We start from the raw sequence: 21,507 nt of genomic DNA, 5'->3' as shown, positions 1-21,507 counted from the left end.
CACGGCAACCGAAACAATGCGCCCGATATCACGCTATCTGGCGGGCGAGATCTTCGATTGTATCGGCGCGATCGCTCGCAATCGCACGCAGCTTCACGGTCGGATCGGCGCCGAACGGCACATCGATGGCGACATGGAGATCCGCGCGCGTCAGGCCGATATCGGCGAGTTCGGCGTCCGACATCTCGCCGAGGCGATAGAAGGCCCGGCGATTTTTCCAGGCCTGGTAGGCATTGAGAAGGGTGTTGGCCACGCGCGTCGCAACGGCCGGACGCGAGGTGATGCGCGAGGTCTCGGTGGCGAAATCAAACGTGGTCATGTCGGTCTCCTTCAGACTCGAACTGGACAAGACCAGGCGATCGGCGCTGGGGACAGCGGCCGTTCCGGTCTCGATTCACATGCCTTCATGTGGACAATGTGAATTTGCCACGCACCGATTGATTAATCCAACGAATGTTTCTAATCTTTAGCATCAACGCTAGTGATGGATTGGACCGATGAAAGCGCCGCTCGATCTCGACCAGTTGCAGACCTTCATCTCGATTGCCGATACCGGCAGCTTCACCCGTGCGGCCGAGGAAGTGCTGCGCACGCAATCGGCGGTGTCGATGCAGATGCGCCGGCTGGAAGAGCGGATCGGCAAGCCGCTGTTCGAAAAGGACGGCCGCACCAACAGGCTGACCGAGGAAGGCGACAAGCTGCTCTCCTACGCGCGCCGCCTGCTCTATCTCAACCGCGAAACGCTGGCCGCCTTCGATGATCAGCGGCTCGAAGGCACCATCCGTATCGGCACCCCCGACGACTATGCCGACCGGTTCCTGCCCGAAATCATGGCACGCTTCACACGGTCAAATCCGCGCGTCGAACTGACTGTCATCTGCGAGCCGACACCAGGCTTGGTCGAGCATATCAAGCGCGGCAATCTCGATCTTGCGCTGGTGACGCACAATGATACGCGCGGCCAGTCGGAAGTGGTGCGGCGCGAGCCGCTGCTATGGGTGACCTCGGCCAACCATGCCACGCACGAACAGGAAGTGCTGCCGATGGCCTTCGGCCGGCCGAACTGCATCTGGCGGCGCGCCGCCGTCGATGTGCTCGACCGGCAAAGCCGCGACTATCGCATCCTCTTCACCAGCTTCTCGGCGACCGTCATCACCGCCGCGGTGCTGTCGGGGCTGGCGATCTCGGTGCTGCCGGAATGCGCGCTGCGGCCCGGCATGCGAGTGCTGGGCGAAGCCGACGGTTTTGGCGCGCTGCCCGACTGCCGCATCGGCATCATGCGCGGCCAGACCTCGCGGCCCGAAATCGTCGACGCGCTGGCCCGGCACATCTCGGAAAGCCTCGACAATATTTCCGTGCCGCTCGGCGAAGAAACGGGAAGCTTCGATTTCGCCTCGCTCGCCTTCGCCAAGATGAAGCGGAGCAAGCCGAACCAGATCCTGCCTGGCTGGTAGGAACGATCAGGCCGACGCTGCCGCCTCCGTCGTTGCGTTGGCCGACGACAGGCCGGGCAGCGCCACCAATTGCGCCGGCTCCAGCGGCGGCGACAAGAGGTAGCCCTGCAGCTGCTGGCAGCCCATGGCGACCAGCAGCGCCTTTTGCACCTCGGTCTCTACGCCCTCGGCGGTGACCTCGACCTTGAGCGCGCCGGCGAGATCGATCAGCGCCTTGACGATGGCGCCCGAATTGCCGTCGCCGTCGAGAAGCCGCACGAAGGAGCGGTCGATCTTGAGCTTGTCGATGGCATGGCGGCGCAGATAGCTCAGCGACGAATAGCCGGTGCCGAAATCGTCGAGCACAATGCCGACGCCCGACTGGCGCAAGGCGGCCAGAGCCGCTCTGGTGGTGTCGTTGTTTTCCAGGAGAACGTTTTCGGTGATCTCGAGCTGCAGGCGCTTCGGCGCCAGTCCCGTTTCGGCGAGGATCGAGGCAACCTCTTCGGCAAAGCCGACGTCGCGCAATTGCAGCGGCGAGACATTGACGGCGAGCCACGGCAGTTTGGTCTTCACGGCGAAGCGGCAGGCTTCCAGCAGGGCCCATGCGCCGAGCTGCCCGATCATGCCGCGTTCCTCGGCGATGGCGATGAACTGCGCCGCCGGCAGTGCGCCATGGACCTCATGCGCCCAGCGCATCAGCGCCTCGGCGCCGACAATGGTCTTGCCGTCGCTGGCAAAGACCGGCTGGTAGGCGAGCTTGATACCGGTGCCGCCATTTAGCGCGCTGCGCAGCTCGCTCTCGACCTTGCGCTTGCGCAGCAAAAGGTCGTCCATGTCGCCAGCGAAGACCTGGTAGCGGCCACGGCCGTTCTTCTTGGCTTCGTAGAGCGCGATGTCGGCCTTGCGCAGCAGATCGTCTGCATCGGCATCAGGGCCTGTCGACAAGGCTATGCCGATGCTGGCGCTGATAAAGACCTGATCGTCCATCAGTTTGAACGGCTCCTGCAGTTTCTGCAGCACCCTCTCGGAAATATCCTCTGCGTTCCTTACGTCGCGGACATCGATCAGGATCACCGCGAATTCGTCGCCACCCAGTCTTGCCACCGTGTCGACGTCGCGAACCGTATGCTGAAGCCTGGCCGCCGTCTGGCGCACGAGTTCGTCGCCTGCCGGGTGACCAAGCGTGTCGTTGACATGCTTGAAGCGATCTAGATCGAGATAAAGCAGCGCGACCTTGCTTTCATTGCCGGAGGTAAGCAAGGCACGCCGCAGCCTGTCCTCGAACAGTGCCCGGTTGGGCAGGCCGGTGAGCGTGTCGTGAAAGGCGAGATATTGCGCCTGGGCCTGGCTGGTCTGCAGCGCCGATGACGCACGGCGCAGACGCCGGAGCAGAAAGGCGAGCACGCTCGCCGCGACTAGCGCGGCCAGAGCCAGGGCCGGGCTGGCCTTGCCCACCAGCGTCAGGCCGGGCCGTTCCTGGTCCCAGGCAATATAGCCGAGGATGACACCCTGTTTGTCGATAAGCGGAATGGCAGCCGAGCCAAGCGGCTGAGCCATCGGCAAGAGATGCGCCCCCGCCAGCAGATATTTCTGGGCAATCTTGCCGATCACCGCGTCGTTGATGAACTCTATAGAGACATGCAGATATTCGCTGCCGGGTGCCTGGGTGACGCGATCCGAACTCGGCACCAGAGGCATGACGCTGAGTATGGCAGGCTGACCGCCAAGCGAGACCAGATCGTCGGCAACGAATTTTGCGCCGGCCTGGCTTGCGTCCTTGCTCATCATCTGGCGCAACCTGGCGATTGTCGGCCGCAAAGCGGGTTCGTCCTCGCCAAAGACGGCAGGCGACACGACCTTCCCTTCGCGCATGGCGTGGACCGGCCGGTTGGCGTCGTCCAGCACATAGATCCGGTTGTGGCCGTAATACGAGGACATCCAGACGCTGAGATTCTCTGCCATCCAGGTCTGGTTGCCGGCCTTGGCGTTGATAACGGAATCATCCCAGACGGCGACGCTTTCCTGCTCGCGCTTTACCGCGGCGACCTGGTCCTGCAGGCCGTTGGCCAGGAAAACCTTCTGCCGATCGAGCGAGACCCGGTCGGCCTGCATGGTGGCGTAAAGGCCGAAGCCGACAACGATGGCCAGTGCAAAAACGGCAAGCGTCAGCACCGTCAGGGTGACCTGGAACGTCAACGGGCTGCGTTGTCTGCGGGCGCTCATGCGTCCTCCTTGGCCCAGAGTCAATCAGGACAGGCTTAAGATCAAGTTATGGAATCTTGACGCGGAGCGACAACAGCCGCTCAATCGGCCGATGAGCGACGCAGAATCCGAATCACGAACCAATGCCACCGAATACACGGTGAGCGAGATTTCCGGCGCGCTGAAGCGCACGGTCGAGGATGTCTTCGGCCATGTGCGGGTGCGCGGCGAAATTTCCGGCTATCGCGGGCCGCACTCTTCCGGCCATGCCTATTTCACACTGAAGGACGACCGCGCGCGGCTCGATGCCGTGGTCTGGAAAGGCACGATGAGCCGGCTGAAATTCCGCCCCGAAGAGGGGATGGAGGTGATCGCCACCGGCAAACTCACCACCTATCCCGGCAAATCCAACTACCAGATCGTCATCGACAATCTAGAACCCGCCGGCGCCGGGGCGCTGATGGCGCTTTTGGAAGAGCGCAAGCGGCGACTGCAGGCCGAAGGGCTGTTCGATGCCGGCCGCAAGCGGCGGCTGCCCTTCATGCCGCGCACCATCGGCGTCGTCACCTCGCCGACCGGATCGGTCATCCGTGACATCATCCATCGCATCAAGGACCGCTTTCCGCTGCATGTGCTGGTCTGGCCGGTGAAAGTGCAGGGCGAGACGGCGGGGGCGGAAGTGACGGCGGCCGTCAACGGCTTCAACGCGCTGGCCTGGGATGGAGCGATTGCCCAGCCCGACCTTCTGATCGTGGCGCGCGGCGGCGGCAGCCTCGAGGACCTCTGGGGGTTCAACGATGAAGGGCTGGCGCGCGCCGTCGCTGCCTCGCGCATCCCGGTGATTTCGGCCGTCGGCCACGAGACCGACTGGACCTTGATCGATCTCGTCGCCGACATGCGGGCACCGACGCCGACAGGTGCGGCGGAGATCGCGGTGCCGGTGAAAGCGGACCTCGAAGCGACACTAGCCAGTCTTGGCGCACGGCTCAAAGCAGCTACCTTGCGCAATTTCGAACGCAAGCGGCAGGCCTCGCGTGCGGCCGCCCGCGCGCTGCCCTCGCCCGACCAGTTGCTGGCGCTGCCGCGACGGCGGCTGGACGAGGCGGCCAGCCGGCTTAGCCGGGGGCTGATGGTCTCCACCGAAAGAAAGCAAGCTCGGTTCTTCGCCGTGAAGCTCACTCCGGCAACGCTGTCGCGGCGAATTGCCGAGGCGCGACGCACCAACGACCGCAACCTTTTGCGCGCTCAAGGGGCGCTGCGCGCATTGGCGAGAGCCCGGCGCGCGGAGTTGAATCGTGCGGCGGATCAGTTGCCAAAATGTGCGAAAGCATCCCTGCAACGGCACAGGCAGCAACTGGCTTTGCTGCAAGGCCGCATTACGATCGAGCCAACGGCACGGCGGCAAACCGTGCAGAGGGATCTGCTGACAGCTTTGACGAGACGCGGCACGCAAGCGGTACTGCTCAGGCTGGAGCGACTGCGCGGCCGCATCGTCCAATCCGAGAGGCTGATGGCAACGCTGTCGCACAAGGCTGTGCTGGCCCGCGGCTTCGCGCTGGTCAAGGATGCCGACGGCGCGGTGATCAAACTGGCAGTTGATGTGGCGCCGGGCGCTGGCCTGCAGCTGGAGTTCGCCGACGGCATCGTAAATGCAGTCGCGACCGGCGACGCCGAGCGGGTGCAGGCCGTTGCCAAACCAGCGGCCACGCCGCCCGCCAGCAAACCCGCTGCAAAGCCGACGGCCAGCAAACCGAAAGAGCCGGGCAATCAGGGCTCGCTTTTTTAGAGGACCGCATGACCGGACATGACCCGCATCTTCAAACGCCGGCGGGCAAGCCGCGCGCGCGTGCTTTCGGCATTGCCTTCGAGGGCACGCCGGGCGGCTTCAACGCCATCACCGATGTGCTCGGCGTATCGGTCGGCTATGCGACGCTGATTTCCGGCGAGGGTCTGCTCAAGGTTGGCACGGGGCCGGTGCGCACCGGCGTCACCGCCATCCTGCCGCGGCCGTTGGCTGAGCTCGCCACGCCGGTGTTTGCCGGTGTCTTCAGCCAGAACGGCAATGGCGAGTTGACGGGGTCGCACATTATCGAGGAAGTCGGCGCCTTCAACCTGCCGGTCACGATCACCAACACGCATTCCTGCGGCGTTACCCGCGACGGCACGCTGCGCTGGATGCAACGCGTGCTGTCGGCGGCGCTCGACAGCGGCTGGGGCCTGCCGGTTGCGGCGGAGACCTATGATGGTTTCCTCAACGACATCAACGGTCATCACGTCGGCTTCGAACATGTCGAAGCCGCGCTCGACGGTGCCGCCGGTGGAGCGATCGAGGAAGGCAGTGTCGGCGGCGGCACCGGCATGATTGCCTTTGGCTTCAAGGCCGGCTCGGGCACGGCATCGCGCATCGTCGAGTGGCAGGGCATCAGGCATACGGTCGGCGTATTCGTGCAGGCGAATTTCGGCAAGCGGCGCAATTTCACACTGCGCGGCGCCCGCGTCGGGCCCGATCTGGTAGAGCCGGCGATGCGCGAAGGCACGCCGCGTGCCGAAAAGGGCTCGATCATCGCCATCGTCGCCACCGATGCGCCATTTCTGCCGCACCAGATGAAGCGGCTGGCAAAGCGCGTGCCGCTCGGCATCGCCATGACAGGCGGCTTCGGGTACCACAGTTCGGGCGACATTTTTCTGGCCTTCACCACCGCCAATCCGCAAGCAGCACTTGCACCATCGGGACGAACCGCAAACGTCGCTTACATCCCGGACGTCAATATCGATCCGTTCTTCGATGCGGTGGCGCAAGGCGTAGAGGAGGCGATCCTCAATGCAATGGTCGCCAATGAGGATATGAGCGGACGCGACGGCAATTTCGTGCCGGCGCTGCCGAAGGCCTGGCTGAAAGATCGATTTGGATAGAGGACAAGGCCTGGCGGCACCAGGCCTGTTGCGTCACGGTTTGGCCGCGTTGCTCTGGTCGGCCTCGGCCGCCTCTTCGAGCCGCGATGCGATCAGTTCCTGGATGTCGCCGACTTCTTCCTGGATATCTTCCAGCGGAATGCCGACCTCAGCGGCCTTGGCCGCGCACTCCTTGGCGAGGGTCTCGGCCTGCTTCTCGATCTTTACCGGCGAGTGCTGGCAGTGGACCTTTTCACCGATCCATCCGCGCAAGAACTCGATCGCATGTTCACTCATACTGCTTTTCCCTGGCGGCTATGCCGGTTGGTAACCGTAAACGTCCGCACCCGGTAAAGGATGCATGCTGCCATTCGAACCGAGTCGGCTTCGCCCGGCAAGTTGATCTTGTCGGAGGTCCGAAGAGCCGAATGAAGGGAAGGGTTCAATGAGCACGTTCTGATTGTTTGATAGAGTGGTACGTTGGCCGGGATCGGCTTCGGCTCTATGCTATTGTTCTTACGATCTTTTCCTGCTGTCGACGGCCGATTTGTATCACAATAGGGATCACAACGCGTAACACATTTTCTGCTGCTTCGTGGTACACCGCCACAGCTACACGGTCGAAGCCGCCGCTATATAGTGACATCATTATGCGATGTCGACTCTATCAGCCATCCTGCTTCTTTCCGCCGCGCTGTGTCAAACGTCATCCCCGTCCAGTATGGAGATCGGATGGCCCCGGAGGGCGTATGAAGATATTGATTTTATTGCGTTTCGTGAGCCAAAATCAGAAAGCTCTCGTCAGCGTCACCCCGCTCGACTGCCTCCGCCACACTCAGCGCCTCCGACGTCGATTCCTTGCACGTAACGCGCGGGCCGGATGAACGACAACATTGGCGCTTTGGCAGCGCGCTCCTGCTAAGGACGATGTCTCGATGCGACAAGCTCTGCCTTGCGCTGCGCCGTCTCCAGCCCGATTGAGATGAAGGCGCGCGCATGCCGGGCCAGTTCCATATTGTCGGCCCACAGATTGCGCCAGATCGCGGTCTTCCGTGACAGGTTCTCGTCGACGATCTTCGACGAGAAGGATTCAAAGCTGAGGTCGTCCCTATAGCCGATTGCGGTCAGCGCATCGAAGATCGCGGCAAAGTCGATATTGCCGGTGCCGAGGAAACCGCGATGGCTCTCGCCGATATGGACATAGCCGATCTTGTCAGCGGCATGACGGATAGCCAGTCCGACATCGGCCTCCTCGATGTTCATGTGGAAGGTATCGAGATGCAGGAAGATGTTGTCGGAGCCGGTGTCCGCGATGAAGGCCAGGCCTTGTGAAGCGGTGTTGAGCAGATTGCTTTCGAAGCGGTTGACGATCTCCAGATTGAGCGTGACGCCGGCGGCCTTGGCCGTCTCCGCAACCTTCGCAAGTGTCCCCGCGCTGCGGTTCCACTGATCGCGCGTCGGCGCCTGCGTCTGCAAGCCGTGGCTGGTACTGAGGATGCCGCCAATCTTCTGGCCGCCGAGATCGCGGGTGAGCGCGATCGTCTCGTTGAGGATCTTGACGCCGCGCGCGGCAACCGCCTTGTCGGCACTCGAAATGTCGCCGTCGGCCGGCAGGCCGATGCTGATCGCGACGCCAAGCTTGAGGTCGGCGATGCGCCTGGCCAGCCCGCCAACGTCGACATTGGCGGGGTCAAGATAGGAGAACTCGATCAGGTCGAAACCGGCCTCCTTGGTGTTGGCCAGCGTGCGTTCGAGGTCGCCTTGCGCCGAACTCGCCGACCAGACGAAGGAATGAATACCGATGCGCGACATGATCGTCTCCCGTTTCTGGAATTGAGATGCGGCCGGGTTGCCCCGGCCGCATCGGCCTTGGGAGGCTTAGCGGGCTGCGGTCCAGCCCTTGTAGTCTTTCAGGTTCTCGCCCGTGATCAGCTTCGGGTCGAGCAGCACGGTCGGCTCCGCCGGCTTCTTGCCGGCAAGCAGCTCAGCCGCCATCGTCAGCGACTGGCCAGCCATCACGTAGGGATCCTGCGAAGCCGAGGCCTTGATCATCGAGGTGCCGGAAGCGAGTTCCTTCTCGATATCGGGAGCGCCATCCACTGCGGTGAAGATGAATTCCGAGCGATTGAGCTGCTTGGCCGCAAGCTGGGCGCCGATCGCCGTCGGATCGTTGATGGCAAACACCGCATCGATCTTGTCGAAGCGGGTCAGCAGCGACTGAAAGACCTTCAGGCCGCCGTCGCGCGAGCCTTCGGCATTCTGGTCGTCGGAGAGGATCTTGATGTCGGGGTGTTTTGCAAGGACGTCCTTGCAGCCCTTCACCCGCTCCAGGATCGACGACGACGCCGGGCCGTTGAGGATAACGTAGTCGCCCTTGCCGCCGGTGTGGTCGACCAGATACTGGCAGGCCTCTTCGCCGGCCTTGACGTTGTTGGTCATGACGGTGACGTCGGCGCCTGGCGCCGAGACGTCGAAGGCGGCAACGACGATGCCCGCTGCTTGCGCCTTCTTCACCGCCGGGCCGATCGCCTTGGCATCGACCGCATTGAGCATGATGACGTCGACGCCGGCGGCGATGAAGGAATCGACCTGAGAGACCTGCTTGTTGAGGTCGTAGTCGGCCGACACTGACGTCACCTCGACCTTCGGGTTGATCTTCTTGGCCGCGTCCTCGATGCCCTTGATGGTGGCGACGAAGAAGGGGTTGCCGAGCAGGCCGACCGAGATGCCGACCTTGTTGAGGTCCTTGGCCGATGCGGGCGCGATGGCGGCAGCCGCGAGTGCGACGCCGCAGAGCAGTTTAGCGATGGTCTTCATTGCTTTCCTCCAATTGCCCCGCGCCTCTCACGGTGCGTTACACAAACCGGTCGTTTACGCCGGCGACCAAGGTCAATCACGTTCTCGCTCCTGCCTGGAGCCTGTAGCGGTCGAGGGCGACTGCCACGATGATGACCAATCCCTTGATGATGTACTGCCAGATGTCCGAGACACCGGCCAAGATAAGCCCATTGGAGAGCACCGCTATGATCAGGCCGCCGATCAGCGTGCCCCAGATCGAGCCGACGCCGCCGACGAAGCTGGTGCCGCCGAGAATGACCGCGGCGATGGCATCCAACTCGTAGGACTGGCCGAGTTGCAGCCCGTTGGCCGCATAAAGCCGGGCCGCTGACATGGCGCCGCCAAGGCCGGCCAGCAGGCCGGAAACGCCATAGACAAAGAGCAGCACCAGCGGCACCTTGATGCCGGTCAGCCGCGCCGCTTCGGCATTGCCGCCGACGGCATAGATCCAGGTGCCGAGCACGGTGCGCTTGAGCACCAGCCAGGACAGCACCACGACCGACAAGGCGATGATGACCAGCCAGGGAACGCCGAACAGCGTACCGTTGCCGATGAAGTCGAACGGCAGGTCCGAGTTGAACACCGTGGTGTCCTGGCCGAGCAGGCGGGCGACGCCGCGCACAGCGGTCAGCGACCCCAGCGTGACGATGAAGGGCGGCAGTCTGATATAGGCGATCAGCAGCCCGTTGATGACGCCGAAGCCGAGGCCGACGAGAATGGCCGCCGGCACGCCCAGCAGTCCCCAATCAGGCACCAGCGACACCATCACCGCCACCATCGCCGAGGCGGCAAGTATCGAGCCAACGGACAGGTCGATCCCGCCGGTCAGGATGACGAAGGTCATGCCCGCTGCCAGCACGATGTTGATCGACGATTGCTGCATGACGATCAGCAAATTGGTCTGGGTGAAGAAGCGCGCGTTCATCAACTGAAAGCCGACCGCCAGCAGGATCAGGATCGGCAGCATACCAAGGGCGGCGAAGGCGGTGCGCAACCGCCGGCTCCTGCCGACAACCTGGCCACTGATCTCGGTCGCCTTGTCGGTCATCCCTTGGCCGCTCCCGTTGCAAGTTCCATGATTGCTTCCTGGCGCAGCGGCTGGTCTTTGGACGCCGTAACCTCGCCGGCAATCGTGCCGTCGCGCATTACCAGCACGCGGTCGGCAACGCCGATCACCTCCGGCAGTTCGCTGGAGATCATCAGGATGGCGATGCCCTTTTTGGCGAGATTGTCGATCAGCCGGTAGATTTCCGACTTCGCTCCGACATCGACGCCGCGCGTCGGTTCATCCAGGATGACCACTTGCGGCTCGGTCTCGAGCAGGCGGGCAAGCAACACTTTCTGCTGGTTGCCGCCCGACAGCGAACCGGCATTGGCCTGTACCGACCTGGTGCGGATGGAGAGATCCGAAACGGCAGTGGCAGCACGTCTCTCGGCGGCTTTGAAATCGCGCAAGCCGCCGGGCCGCGCATCCCTGGCCAGCACGCCCATGCTGATGTTGTCGGAGATCGACATGTCGAGAAAGAGGCCGAGCTCCTTGCGGTCCTCGGTGAGATAGGCGATGCCGGCATTCAGTGCCTCGCTTGGCGAGCCGATGGTTACGGGCTTGCCGTCGAGTTCCAGCGTGCCGGCGATGCGTCTGTCGGCACCGAAGATCAGTCGCGCGAGTTCGGTGCGGCCCGAGCCGACAAGGCCAGCCAGAGCCAGCACCTCGCCCTTGTACAGTTCGAAGGAGCAGTTCTTCAGGAGATTGCCGTCCGCCATGCCGCGCACCGACAAGGCGACCGCGCGCTTGTTGTCCGGCGGGCGATGATCCTTCCTGTAAAAAGCGGACAGGTCGCGGCCAACCATCATCGAGACGAGGCGCGAGGCGTTCAGCTCGGCGCGCTCGAGTGTGCCGACATAGCCGCTGTCGCGCAGCACGCTGACACGATCGGCCAACTGGTAGACCTCTTCCATGCGGTGGCTGATGTAGATGATGGCGATGCCTTGCGACTTCAGCGTCGCGATGACCTCGAAGAGACGGTCGGTCTCGCGCGAGGTCAGCGAGGTGGTTGGCTCGTCCATGACGATGATGCGCGCGCTGGTCGAAAGCGCGCGGGCGATTTCGACCAGCTGACGCTCGCCGAGCGACAGGCTGGAAACCTGAGCCCGTGCGGAGAAGGACACGCCGAGACGCTTGATGATCTCATTGCTGCGCCGGTAGCACTGGTCGCGGTCGACGATGCCGAAACGCCTCGGCTCATTGCCGAGGAAGATGTTCTGCGCGACCGTCAGGTTGGGCGCCAGCGACAGTTCCTGATAGATAACCGCAATGCCGTGAGCCCGCGCCTTGATCGGGTCGCCGGTGACGACCGGCACGCCGTCGATCAGTATCTCGCCGCCGGCATCAGGCCGATAGGCGCCGGACAGCACCTTCATCAAAGTCGACTTGCCGGCACCGTTTTCACCCATCAGCGCATGGACTTCGCCGGAATGGACGGTCAGCGACACGTCCTGCAAGGCGCGGACTGACCCGAACGTCTTCGAGATGTGCCGCATTTCCAGCACTGGCTGGCGCGTGACTTCGGCCTGAGCAGCGACGATCACCGTGCGCCTCCCGCTGCCGCGCGGGGGATGCCCTGCTCGCCGATGAGGCCACGCCATGTGTCGCGATATCGGGCAAGTCCGGTGAACCTTGCGGCACGCACGGGCTCCGGCACTTCCGCGGCAAATTCGCGGCCGACGGTCTCGAAGGCCAGCGCCGCCGCCCCGGTGGCGCTGCCCTCCAGTGTGGCCCCTTGCAGGAAGGCCTGGCTGGGACGCAGTTGCGCCACTAGCCCGGCGAGCAGGCCGCCAGCGTTCAGTCCGCCATCGACGATCACGGTGTTGTCCGAATGGATCTGGTCGAGGCAGAGGTCGACCATCAGCGCGACGTAGAGCAGCGCCACGGCTGCGCGTTCCTCGGCGCTTGGCATGCGGCCGACCAATTTGCCGGCGCGGCCGGGCATTGGTCCGCCCGGCGCGAAGCTCGGCAGCGCCATGCTGCCGGCGTTGATCACCCGCTGCACTGCCGCCGGCGCGATCGCGCCTTGCCAGCCGTCGCTGATCGTGGCGAATTCGCGCCCGCCCATGAAGCGGATGGTCGGCACAGGGCCGCCGTCGATATCGACATTGACCAGCATGTCGCGCTGGCCATCGAGCGCGTCGAGCAGGCAATCCGGATTAAGCACGACGACCCAGGTGCCGGTCGAGACGACGGTGACCGGGCCAAGCTCCTGCCGGCGATAGGCATGGAGCGCGGCATTGCTGTCATGGACACCATTGTGGATGGCGATCCGCCGCTTCGTGTCGCCGAGGCGTTGCTCGCCGACAACCGAGCCCGCCCGCTCGAAAGCGGGCATCCGGTCGCGCCAGCCCTCAATATCGACCAGCGAACTGAAGTCGCGCTTGCGCGGCGCCCATAAATGCGAGTGGCAGCCGAGATAGGACACTTCCGAGACCGCCCGGCCGCCAAACCGCCAGCTCCAGTATTGTGGATAGCCGAGGATCGATTTCGCGGCCGTGAATGCACCGGGTTGCACCGCCTGTAGCCACAGCATGTGGCGACCGTAGTTGAAGCCGAGCGGCAATCGCGGCGAGAAGGTCTCGGTGAAATCCGGAACGAGGCGATCAATTTGCGCGGCAATATCAGCCGGCGGCTCTTGCTCATAATCGAGTATCGGATGCGTCAGCGCCGCCTCGTCGACCAGGGCAAAGGTGCAGCCATGGCCCGACACCATCACGCCCTGTACGCCATGGACGTCGGAGGCCTCGCTTACGGCGCGAACCGCCCAACTGTGAAGTGCTGCCTCATCAAGCACGCTGAAGCCATCTTTGCGCATCCAGTTCGGCCGGGTCCGGCGCTCGTCGACGATGCGCCCGTCCTGAGCGAAGACGAACAGCTTCGAATTGGTCTTGCCGAAATCGAGGACGGCCATCTTCACTGGATGGCTCCCGAAGCCGAAGCGATGCGCACCATGACGCCCGCGTCTTCCAGCATGCGCGCGTCGACGTCGGACAGGCCGTCATCGGTCACCAGCGTGCCGATGCGCGACAAGGGCAGCGCGATGTTACGGGCGTGGATCGACAGTTTGCGGCTGTCGGCCAGCACCACGATCTGGTCGGCACACAGGCTGAGATCGGCGATGGAGCGGACCAGCAGCGGGTGCGATTCCAGCACGCCCTCCTGGCCAAGGCCTTGCGCGCCGAGAAAGAACTTCGATGCGTAGAACGGCTCCGCCTGGGTCGGTGAATGGATGATGCCCGGCTCACGATGCAGATCGCCGCCGGCAACGGTCAGGCTGCAATGGCCGTGGTCGCTCAGATAGGCCGCGAGCGGCATCGAATTGGTATAGAGACGGATGCTGCGCTCAGCCAGCTTGACCCCAAGGTGGAAGCAGGTCGAACCGCCATGCACGATGACCGCATCGCCGTCGCGCACCATCGTGGCCGCGAGAGCGGCGATCTGCCGCTTGGCCTCGACCGCGAGGTCGCGGTTCTCGTCATAGGGCCTGGCATAGGCAACACCCGCCTGTGAAGCGCCGTCGAGCGCCGAGATGCCACCATAGACCTTCCGTGCTTCACCGGCCTCGTCGATCTTGTCGATGTCGCGCCGCACCGTCGCCGCCGACACGCCGAGCTGCTCCTGCAGTTCGCGCACCGACGCGAAGGGGCGATCCCGCAGCAACTCGACGATCTGACGCTGGCGGCCGGAGTCGCTCAATCGTTTTTCCTCCCAGGAGCCGTTTTTGCCACGGCATTTGACGTAACTTACTCAACATCTTTCCGATTGCAAGAACCTTTGATGACATTAGATCACTATTGACGTAAGTCGCTCGCATCTGCGATACACATCAACATCCCACGACGGGTATCCGAAGCTGCGAGGCTGACGGAGCTGATAGAGGAAATGCGCCATGGCGAGCTATGCGGATGCGCAGGAAATGGCTGCTTTGCGGGCGCTTTCGGCCAGCATCGGGCGCAATCCAAATCTGACCCAGGCCGCCGGCGGCAACACCTCGCTGAAAGCCGGCGACACGCTGTGGATCAAGGCTTCCGGCACATGGCTGAAGGATGCGCTCTCCGAAGACATCATGGTCCCGGTGGCGATGGCGCCGCTGCTCAGGGCTGTCGAACAGCGCGACAGCGCCGCCGACCAGCCGCAGATCTTCGCCATCGAGACGCTCAACGCCCGGCGCCTGCGCCCTTCGATTGAAACCACCGTTCACGCGCTGATGCCGCAGCGCGTCGTCCTGCATGTCCATTGCGTCGAAACCATTTCGCTGGCGGTACAGGCCAATTGCGAGGTGGAAGCCGCCAGACGCCTTGATGGTCTCAAATGGGCGTATGTTCCTTATTTCCGGCCAGGCCTGCCGCTTGCCCAGGGTATTGCCGAGCGGCTTCAGGCTGGGGTCGACGTGCTAATCCTTGCCAATCACGGGCTGGTCGTCGCGGCCGATACCGTCGCCGAGGCCGAAGTGCTGCTGCGCCGCGTCACGCTGCTTCTGGCGCGGCCGGCGCGCCAAGTGGCGGAACCGGATGTTGCGGGATTGGCGGCGCTGGCCGGGAAAACCGGTTACAGGCTGCCGGCGGAAATCGAGGCGCACGCGGTCGCCATCGATCCCGAAAGCCGCCGCATGGCGTCCGGGGGCAGCCTCTACCCCGATCACGTCATCTTTCTGGGTCGGGGGTCGGTGGTGGCAAAGCCCGGTGAGGATGTGCCGCGCGTCATCGAGCGGTGCGGTACAAACCCCGTGGCGATCCTGTTTCCCGGGCTGGGCGTGCTGATGCGCGGCGATGCCAGTGCGGGCGCCGACGCCATGCAACGCTGCCTTGCCGACGTGACGGCACGCATCGACATTGCAGCGCGGCTGAACTACCTCACCGCCGCCGAGAACGATGAACTGGTCAACTGGGACGCCGAGAAGTATCGCCAGAAACTCAATGCCGCCAGCCGCTGACACGCCGCTTGCCATAGGCATCGACATCGGCACGTCCGGCGCGCGCGCGGTCGCCATGCGTCCGGATTTTTCCATTGCCGCGCGTTCCGCCGTTTCGCTCGAGTTGTTTGGCCGGAATGCCCGCGACCCTGCAGTGTGGTGGTCAGCGGTCGGCGCAGCGCTGGCGGAACTGCTTTCGGGCATCGACCGAACAGCGGTCCGGTCGATCGCTGTTGACGGCACTTCAGGTACGTTGCTGCCGGTCGACGGCGCCGGGCGGCCGCTGGCCGAGCCGCTGATGTACAACGATACGGTCGCCGACAACGCCATTCTGGTCGCGATCGCTCGCGAAGCCCCAGCGACCAGTGCCGCACTTGGGGCGACGTCCGGTCTCGCCAAGGCGCTCTGGTTCCAGCGCACGCCCGGTGTTGCCGCGGTGCTGCATCAGGCGGACTGGATCGCGGGACAATTCTCCGGTCGCTTCGATGTCAGCGACGAGAACAATGCCTTGAAAACCGGTTACGACATCACGGCCCGCTGCTGGCCGGACTGGATTGCGGCCACCGAAATGCGCATGGAGTTGCTGCCCGGTATCGCCAGGCCGGGCGATGTCGTCGGCAAACTCACCGCGGATGCCGCGGATATGTTCGGCTTACCGCGCGAAATCGCCGTCGTCGCCGGAACGACCGATGGCTGCGCCTCGTTCCTGGCGACAGGTGCCGCGGCAATAGGCGACGGCGTCACCGCGCTGGGGTCGTCGTTGACCGTCAAGATCCTGTCCGACCGGCCTATCTCGGCGCCACGCTTCGGCATCTACAGCCATCGGCTTGGAGATGTCTGGCTGGCGGGCGGCGCATCGAACTCCGGCGGCAAGGTGCTGACACAGCATTTCCCTCTGGCGCGCATCGTCGAGCTGAGCATGGCGATCGACCCGATGACCGAGACCGGCCTCGACTACTATCCTCTTGCCACTGCAGGCGAACGCTTTCCGATCGCCGATCCGGCACTGCCGCCGCGTCTTGTGCCGCGACCGGTGGAGGACGCCGACTATCTGAAAGCCATGTTGGAGGGTATCGCCGCGATCGAGGCGCTCGGCTATGACAGGCTCGCCGAGCTCGGCGCTCCGCAGCTGACGTCGGTCAGAAGCGTCGGCGGCGGTGCGGCGAATGCCGCCTGGACGGCGATCCGGCAGCGCAGACTTGGTGTTGATTTCCTGCCGGCGCTTTCGGACGAAGCCGCCGCCGGCACAGCGCGGCTGGCGCTGATGGGCGCAAGCGCGGCGGGGCTTCTATGAGCGCGAAAACAGTCGAACACCTCAACGGCGTCAACCAGCTGGCCGAGCGCTATGATTTTTTCCTGCTCGATCAGTTCGGCGTGCTGCATGACGGCGCCAGCCCCTATCCAGGGGCAGTGGAAGCACTGTCGGCGCTGAAGCGCGCCGGCAAGACCATTGTGCTGATCTCGAACTCCGGCAAGCGGGCGGGGCCTAACGAGAGCCGGCTGCTAAAGCTCGGCTTCGAACCGGGAAGCTGGGACCATTTTGTTTCTTCCGGCGAGGTCGCGTGGGAGTTCTTCCACGACATGGCGGTATCCGGAAAGCTACTGCCAAACACGAAATGCCTGTTGATAAGCCGCGACGATGACCGCTCGGCGATCGAAGGTCTGCCGTTCGCATTGACTAAGGACGGTGACGATGCCGGGCTGGTGCTGATTTCGGCCAGCGAGGGCGACCGCTATGATCTTGAGCACTATCGCCGACTTCTTGCGCCGGCTGCGGTGCGGCAGGTGCCATGCTTCTGCACCAACCCTGACAAGATCATGCTGACGGCAGTGGGGCCGCGCTTCGGCGCCGGCCGGCTGGCGGATCTCTACGAGGACCTCGGTGGTAGCGTCACGCGTATCGGCAAGCCTTACCCCGCCATATTCGGCGCCGCACTAGCGCTGGCAGGCGATCCAGACCGCGGCACTGTGGTCTGCGTCGGCGACAGTGTCGAACACGACATCGCCGGCGGACTTGCTGCCGGCGTGGCCACGGTGCTGGTTCTGTCAGGAATATTGGCGGAGACCCCTGACCTGTTCGATCTGTTCGACACGATGGACGCCTACCCGGATTACACCATGGATCGCTTCAGGTTTCGCTGATTTGATTCACCTGGCAGCGCTCGCGCGCGAATCCGGCCTCAACGCCTCGTGGCCGACGAGCATTGGCCGGCTGGCTCAAGACCGCCGAACAGCGCGGATCCAGTCGAGCCGCGCGGCTGGAATGAGGCCGTAATTGTAGAAATTGATGCCGTCAACACCGGGCGCCAGCGCCGGCTTCACCTTGGCCGCGAGGATGTCGGGGCGGACCATTTCCGGATAGAACAGCCGGTAGCCGGCGCCGAGGAATTTGTCCGCGCCCAGTGCCGCACGGCCGGCCGCCATCAGGCTGGCGACATCGCCGGCCTGCATGTCGTAGGCGCACAGGATCGCCCCGTCGCAGACCTTGCCCAGCGCTGCCAGATCGCAACCGCCAAGCCAGCCGTCTTTCAGATCGATAATAACGACCCGCGTCGTGGGATCGGCTACCTCGCGCAGTTCGGCGACCAGGCTGGTCACTGGCTCGAATCGCCACAAGAGATAGGCATGGAGCTCCGGCCACGGGGCAAAGGCGTCGAGGCCGCAGGCGGGGAAATCGGGAAAGCGCCGCTCAGGCACCGCACGCTCGCAGGTCTCGACGATCCATTGCCTGGTCAGCTTGCGCGCCGCCTCGGCATCGATGCCGGCTTTTGCCGCACGGGCGACGCAGGACGGACAGAAGCACAGAGACAAAAGAAAATCGTCTTCCGGCGTCAGCCCGACACCGTCCTTCTCGTGATGGTATTCATGGGCAAAGCCCATGAAGGACGGGCTTTCAAGTTCTATCCGGTCCGGCCGGTAGCTGTGCGAGATGTCGGCGATCAGCGCGCGGACATAGGCGCGCGCATCGGGATGGGACGGGCAGAGATTGTAGTAGTTGGCATCGCCGAAGGCGTTGCGGGTGACGGCCTGCGGATGCAGCATGCCCAGGCGGGTGTTGTGCAGGCAGACCGTCCAGCACGAAACGCCTAGCCCGCCTGCGTCGCGCCTGCGGATAAGCTGACCGAGCACGTCGCCGCCCTCAGTGATCACGTCAGCCACCTTGGGCTGGATGGCTAGACTTCCCCAGCGCGCAGCGGTCGGCTTGAAATAGATGGTGCCGTCCTCAGGGAAATAGGCCTTGCGGCGCGGGCTGCGCGGCTGCAGGAAGCGCCCGGCATGATAGGATGTCGCCAGGCTGATCATGTTGAGCCCGGCGCGCTCGACAAGATCACGTTCGACCGTCTCCAGGCCGAGATCCTGGATGTCCCAGGGATAGGTCCACATGGACAGTTGCTGCATGGAATATCCTCTGCCTTTGGCTCAGCCGTCGACCGGCTCTGCGACCTGCATTAGGCAGTCGCCCGCCTCACACATCGTGTGCAGCCGGCGCGACAGCACCAAGCCGCTTTCGGCGAAATGCAGGGCCTCCTCGGCAACATCGAGCCGCTCGAGATCGTGGTACCAGCCGGCCAATTGTCCTGAAGTGACACTGTCGCCGAGCCTAGCGGCGGGCTCGAACCAGCCGCGGCGGGTGGCATAGAGGCCCTGGCTGTGCCTGGACAGGGACAGCAGCCTTGTCGGCGCCGAAGGCTTTTCGCCCGCGCCAAGAACCGGCGCGTCGACCACACCCATTGCTATCATCAGACGGTCGAGCGCGCGGGCCGTGATCGCCATCGAATCGACCGTTGCGGTGCCACCGCCGCCGAACTCACCGCTGACGCCGACGGCGCCGGCGCGGCGCGCTGCGCCCATCGAGGTTGGCGAGGCCTGGCCGTTGTCAGCGATAAAGCCGTAGGGCATGCCGAGCGTGCGCATCAGCTCGACGCCACGCCGGTGGCGCTCGGGATCGGCGTTGCGTTCGACCAGCGCGGTCGGCAGATGCTCCATCGACGTGCCGCCCGAATGGATATCGAAGACGACGTCGTGACGAGGAAACAGCTCCGTCTCAAGGAAATTGGCGAGCCGGCTTGTCGGCGTTCCCGAGGGATCGCCGGGAAACGCCCGGTTGAGATTGCCGCCGTCGAGCGGCGAGCAGCGCTTGGCGGCCATCACCGCAGGGGCGTTGGCCATCGGCATGATGGTGATGCGGCCCTTGATCCGCTTCGGATCGAGCCGGCGCGCCAGTTTTGCCAGCGACAGCTCGCCCTCATATTCGTCGCCGTGATTGCCGGCCATCAAAAGCAGTGACGGGCCGTCGCCATTGCGGATGAGGCAGATCGGCACCTTGACCTGAAAGTAGGGCGAGCGATCGATCGAGAACGGAATGCTTAGATGGCTGAGCGTCTTGCCGTCGCGGTCGAAATCGAGCGTGTGGGCGAGGCCGGTGTGCATGGTCAGACCGCCGCGACCGCGGTGATTTCGATGCGCAGATCAGGGTCGGCAAGCCGCGCCTCGACGCAGGCCCGCGCCGGCAGGCGGGCAGGATCGATCCAGGCATCGTAGATGCTGTTCATGGCCTCGAAATCACCGATCTGCGGCAGGAAGATGTTGACCGCCACCAACTTCGACTTGCTGCTGCCGACCTCGACCAGCAGCGCCTCGACTTTGGCAAGCACGTCGCTGGTCTGGCCTTCGATGCCGGCCTTGCGATCGTTGGCCACCTGGCCGGCTATGTGAACGAGGCCGCCATAGACGACTGCCTGCGACATGCGCGAGCCGGACTGAAAATACTTGATCATATCGGATCCTTTCGAGGTTCTCTTTTTGGGGGATCTGGTCAGCCGAACCAGGTGGGGAAAGCGTGGCGGACGTGGCCGGTCGCGTCGACGCCGAAGATCACGCGATAACGGTCGAGGCAGGTGCAGGGATGCGAGATGCCGAATTCGACGACGTCGCCGACGGCCACGTCGTCGCTCGGTGCAATCGACAGGAAGGAATGCTGGTCGTTGAGCTTGACCACCTCGGCGCGCGCCGCCGGCATCGGCAGCGGCTTGCAGGCACGAAAGACGGTGAGCGGCGTTGGAAAGCCCTGGTCGAACGACACGTCGCGCATGCCCATGCCGCAGATGACAAGGCCCGGCTCCGGACGCGACAGCACTTCGGCCCAAAGGCGTAGCGCAGGGCGAAAGGAATGCCGCGCCGAAGCGCTGATGCCGCCTATGGCAAAACCTTTGCGGGCATCGAGGGCGCCGAGCGAACGGTCATAGGTGCCGTGGTCGTGGAAGAAGATGGCGCCGCTGCGCAGCACCAGCGTTGCGTTGCCGTCGCTGGAAACGAGGGGTGCAAGCGCCGCGACCACCTGGTCGAAGAAGGCGGAGCCGCCGGCTGTGACGATCAGCGGTGCGTCGCCGCCGACGCGGGCACGCAGCCGCAGGAACATGTCGGCGGTCATTGCCAGCAGGCCGGATATCACCTCATCGGTGCGACCGGGCTCGGGTTGCGCCGCCGCCCCTTCATAGGTCGCAACGCCGGCGATCAGCAGCCGCCCGCCGGCAGCCGTGATCGCATCGGCGATGGCCTCGGCTTGCGCGGTGGTGCGGGCGCCCGCCCTGCCCGCACCAAGTTCGACCAGCACGCGCAGCGGCGGCAGCGCCGCATTGGCGCGCCAAGCCTCGGCAAGCGGGTTCACGGCGTCGACCGAGTCGGCAAAGACATAGAGCTCGGCATCCGGCCAGGCACCAGCAAGCACGGCCAGCCGGTTGGCGCCGCCGGCTCCTCCAACCTCATTGGCGATGATCAGCCGTGTCAAGCCGGCCTTCAGCATCACTGTCGCTTGCCTGATGTCGGCGACCGTCGTGCCCCATGCGCCGGCCTCGACCAGCGACCGGGTAAGATCGGGCGCCATCGGCGTCTTGGCATGCGGAGCGATCGCAACATTGTGTTCGCGCGCATAGCGCAGGAACAGGTCGCGATTGGCGGAGAAGGCCGCCTCGTCGAGGGTCAGCACCGGAAGCGCCATGCGTCCATCGGCCGGATGCCAGTGCTCGGCCGCGACAAGGCTGCTGTCCAGCCCGGTTGTGCCGGGAGGCACGCCGCGGATGCGGTCGTCGAGCCGAAAATTTTCGCGCACCGAAAGGGCTGGAACCGGTGAGTTTTCAGTCATGCGATGCTAACCCTTTTACCGTCGCAGAACGAAGCCA

General features: G+C 64.2%; 19 protein-coding genes. 6 read left to right on the top strand and 13 right to left on the bottom strand.

All coding sequences use genetic code 11. The annotated features are described in order from the left end of the window. Positions 1-28: 28 nt before the first annotated feature. Entirely contained in the window at positions 29-319 is a 291-nt protein-coding gene (locus tag NKH22_RS22325; protein ID WP_023670560.1) for a DUF1127 domain-containing protein, read from the bottom strand. Between the two features lie 178 nt (positions 320-497). Here NKH22_RS22325 and NKH22_RS22320 point away from each other — a divergent pair, with 178 nt between their 5' ends. Beyond that, positions 498-1,454 (top strand): LysR substrate-binding domain-containing protein, encoded by a 957-nt coding sequence (locus tag NKH22_RS22320; protein WP_023670561.1) that lies wholly within the window; start codon positions 498-500, stop codon positions 1,452-1,454. 6 nt (positions 1,455-1,460) lie between these two features. On the opposite strand, the gene NKH22_RS22315 is transcribed toward NKH22_RS22320, so the two are convergent. Then, complete coding sequence (locus NKH22_RS22315; RefSeq protein WP_352910992.1) at positions 1,461-3,659, bottom strand: bifunctional diguanylate cyclase/phosphodiesterase; 2,199 nt, start codon at positions 3,657-3,659, stop codon at positions 1,461-1,463. A gap of 91 nt (positions 3,660-3,750) precedes the next feature. Here NKH22_RS22315 and xseA point away from each other — a divergent pair, with 91 nt between their 5' ends. Next, entirely contained in the window at positions 3,751-5,424 is a 1,674-nt protein-coding gene (gene xseA, locus NKH22_RS22310) for an exodeoxyribonuclease VII large subunit (RefSeq protein WP_352910989.1), read from the top strand. Between the two features lie 8 nt (positions 5,425-5,432). After that, entirely contained in the window at positions 5,433-6,551 is a 1,119-nt protein-coding gene (locus NKH22_RS22305) for a DmpA family aminopeptidase (protein ID WP_352910986.1), read from the top strand. A 33-nt stretch (positions 6,552-6,584) separates the two neighbouring features. Here NKH22_RS22305 and NKH22_RS22300 read toward each other — a convergent pair whose 3' ends face one another. The 7 genes from NKH22_RS22300 to NKH22_RS22270 all read right to left on the bottom strand — a co-directional run bounded on the left by NKH22_RS22300 (position 6,585) and on the right by NKH22_RS22270 (position 14,112). After that, complete coding sequence (locus NKH22_RS22300; RefSeq protein WP_023670565.1) at positions 6,585-6,827, bottom strand: DUF768 domain-containing protein; 243 nt, start codon at positions 6,825-6,827, stop codon at positions 6,585-6,587. Positions 6,828-7,448: 621 nt separating this feature from the next. After that, complete coding sequence (locus NKH22_RS22295; RefSeq protein WP_352910983.1) at positions 7,449-8,342, bottom strand: sugar phosphate isomerase/epimerase family protein; 894 nt, start codon at positions 8,340-8,342, stop codon at positions 7,449-7,451. 66 nt (positions 8,343-8,408) lie between these two features. Further along, complete coding sequence (locus tag NKH22_RS22290) at positions 8,409-9,347, bottom strand: ABC transporter substrate-binding protein (protein WP_352910980.1); 939 nt, start codon at positions 9,345-9,347, stop codon at positions 8,409-8,411. Positions 9,348-9,423: 76 nt separating this feature from the next. After that, the gene (locus NKH22_RS22285; protein WP_023738261.1) at positions 9,424-10,416 is read right to left on the bottom strand and encodes an ABC transporter permease subunit; all 993 of its coding nucleotides are present in this window, start codon (positions 10,414-10,416) and stop codon (positions 9,424-9,426) included. Beyond that, positions 10,413-11,909 (bottom strand): sugar ABC transporter ATP-binding protein, encoded by a 1,497-nt coding sequence (locus tag NKH22_RS22280; protein WP_352463253.1) that lies wholly within the window; start codon positions 11,907-11,909, stop codon positions 10,413-10,415. Before NKH22_RS22280 ends, NKH22_RS22285 begins: the two co-directional genes overlap by 4 nt. 44 nt (positions 11,910-11,953) lie before the next feature. Then, the gene (locus tag NKH22_RS22275) at positions 11,954-13,333 is read right to left on the bottom strand and encodes an FGGY-family carbohydrate kinase (RefSeq protein ID WP_352910977.1); all 1,380 of its coding nucleotides are present in this window, start codon (positions 13,331-13,333) and stop codon (positions 11,954-11,956) included. Continuing rightward, entirely contained in the window at positions 13,330-14,112 is a 783-nt protein-coding gene (locus NKH22_RS22270; RefSeq protein ID WP_023701285.1) for a DeoR/GlpR family DNA-binding transcription regulator, read from the bottom strand. The genes NKH22_RS22275 and NKH22_RS22270 overlap by 4 nt, the downstream gene beginning before the upstream one ends. A 193-nt stretch (positions 14,113-14,305) precedes the next feature. On the opposite strand from NKH22_RS22270, the gene NKH22_RS22265 reads away from it, so the two are divergent. The 3 genes from NKH22_RS22265 to NKH22_RS22255 are packed head-to-tail and all read left to right on the top strand — an operon-like array spanning position 14,306 to position 17,470. Continuing rightward, positions 14,306-15,349, top strand: coding sequence for a class II aldolase/adducin family protein (locus tag NKH22_RS22265; protein ID WP_023670571.1), 1,044 nt, complete (start codon positions 14,306-14,308; stop codon positions 15,347-15,349). Next, the gene (locus NKH22_RS22260; protein WP_023723356.1) at positions 15,333-16,622 is read left to right on the top strand and encodes an FGGY-family carbohydrate kinase; all 1,290 of its coding nucleotides are present in this window, start codon (positions 15,333-15,335) and stop codon (positions 16,620-16,622) included. Before NKH22_RS22265 ends, NKH22_RS22260 begins: the two co-directional genes overlap by 17 nt. Next, on the top strand, positions 16,619-17,470 hold the full coding sequence (locus NKH22_RS22255) for a TIGR01459 family HAD-type hydrolase (RefSeq protein ID WP_023732354.1): 852 nt from the start codon (positions 16,619-16,621) through the stop codon (positions 17,468-17,470). Before NKH22_RS22260 ends, NKH22_RS22255 begins: the two co-directional genes overlap by 4 nt. Positions 17,471-17,545: 75 nt before the next feature. Here NKH22_RS22255 and NKH22_RS22250 read toward each other — a convergent pair whose 3' ends face one another. From NKH22_RS22250 to NKH22_RS22235, 4 genes are read right to left on the bottom strand one after another with little or no spacing between them, the layout of a single operon-like run. After that, a complete protein-coding gene (locus NKH22_RS22250; RefSeq protein ID WP_031197889.1) occupies positions 17,546-18,727 on the bottom strand; it encodes a hypothetical protein in 1,182 nt (393 codons plus the stop codon). Between the two features lie 21 nt (positions 18,728-18,748). After that, on the bottom strand, positions 18,749-19,759 hold the full coding sequence (locus NKH22_RS22245; protein WP_023686805.1) for a succinylglutamate desuccinylase/aspartoacylase family protein: 1,011 nt from the start codon (positions 19,757-19,759) through the stop codon (positions 18,749-18,751). A gap of 2 nt (positions 19,760-19,761) precedes the next feature. Beyond that, positions 19,762-20,106 (bottom strand): RidA family protein, encoded by a 345-nt coding sequence (locus NKH22_RS22240; protein ID WP_023686804.1) that lies wholly within the window; start codon positions 20,104-20,106, stop codon positions 19,762-19,764. A 38-nt stretch (positions 20,107-20,144) separates the two neighbouring features. Further along, on the bottom strand, positions 20,145-21,470 hold the full coding sequence (locus NKH22_RS22235; protein WP_352910971.1) for an alanine racemase: 1,326 nt from the start codon (positions 21,468-21,470) through the stop codon (positions 20,145-20,147). Positions 21,471-21,507: the final 37 nt, after the last annotated feature.

The organism is Mesorhizobium sp. M1252, from assembly GCF_040318265.1.
Classification (GTDB): domain Bacteria; phylum Pseudomonadota; class Alphaproteobacteria; order Rhizobiales; family Rhizobiaceae; genus Mesorhizobium.
Note: the sequence above shows the minus strand (reverse complement) of the source record. Positions and strands in the feature narration are given on the sequence as shown.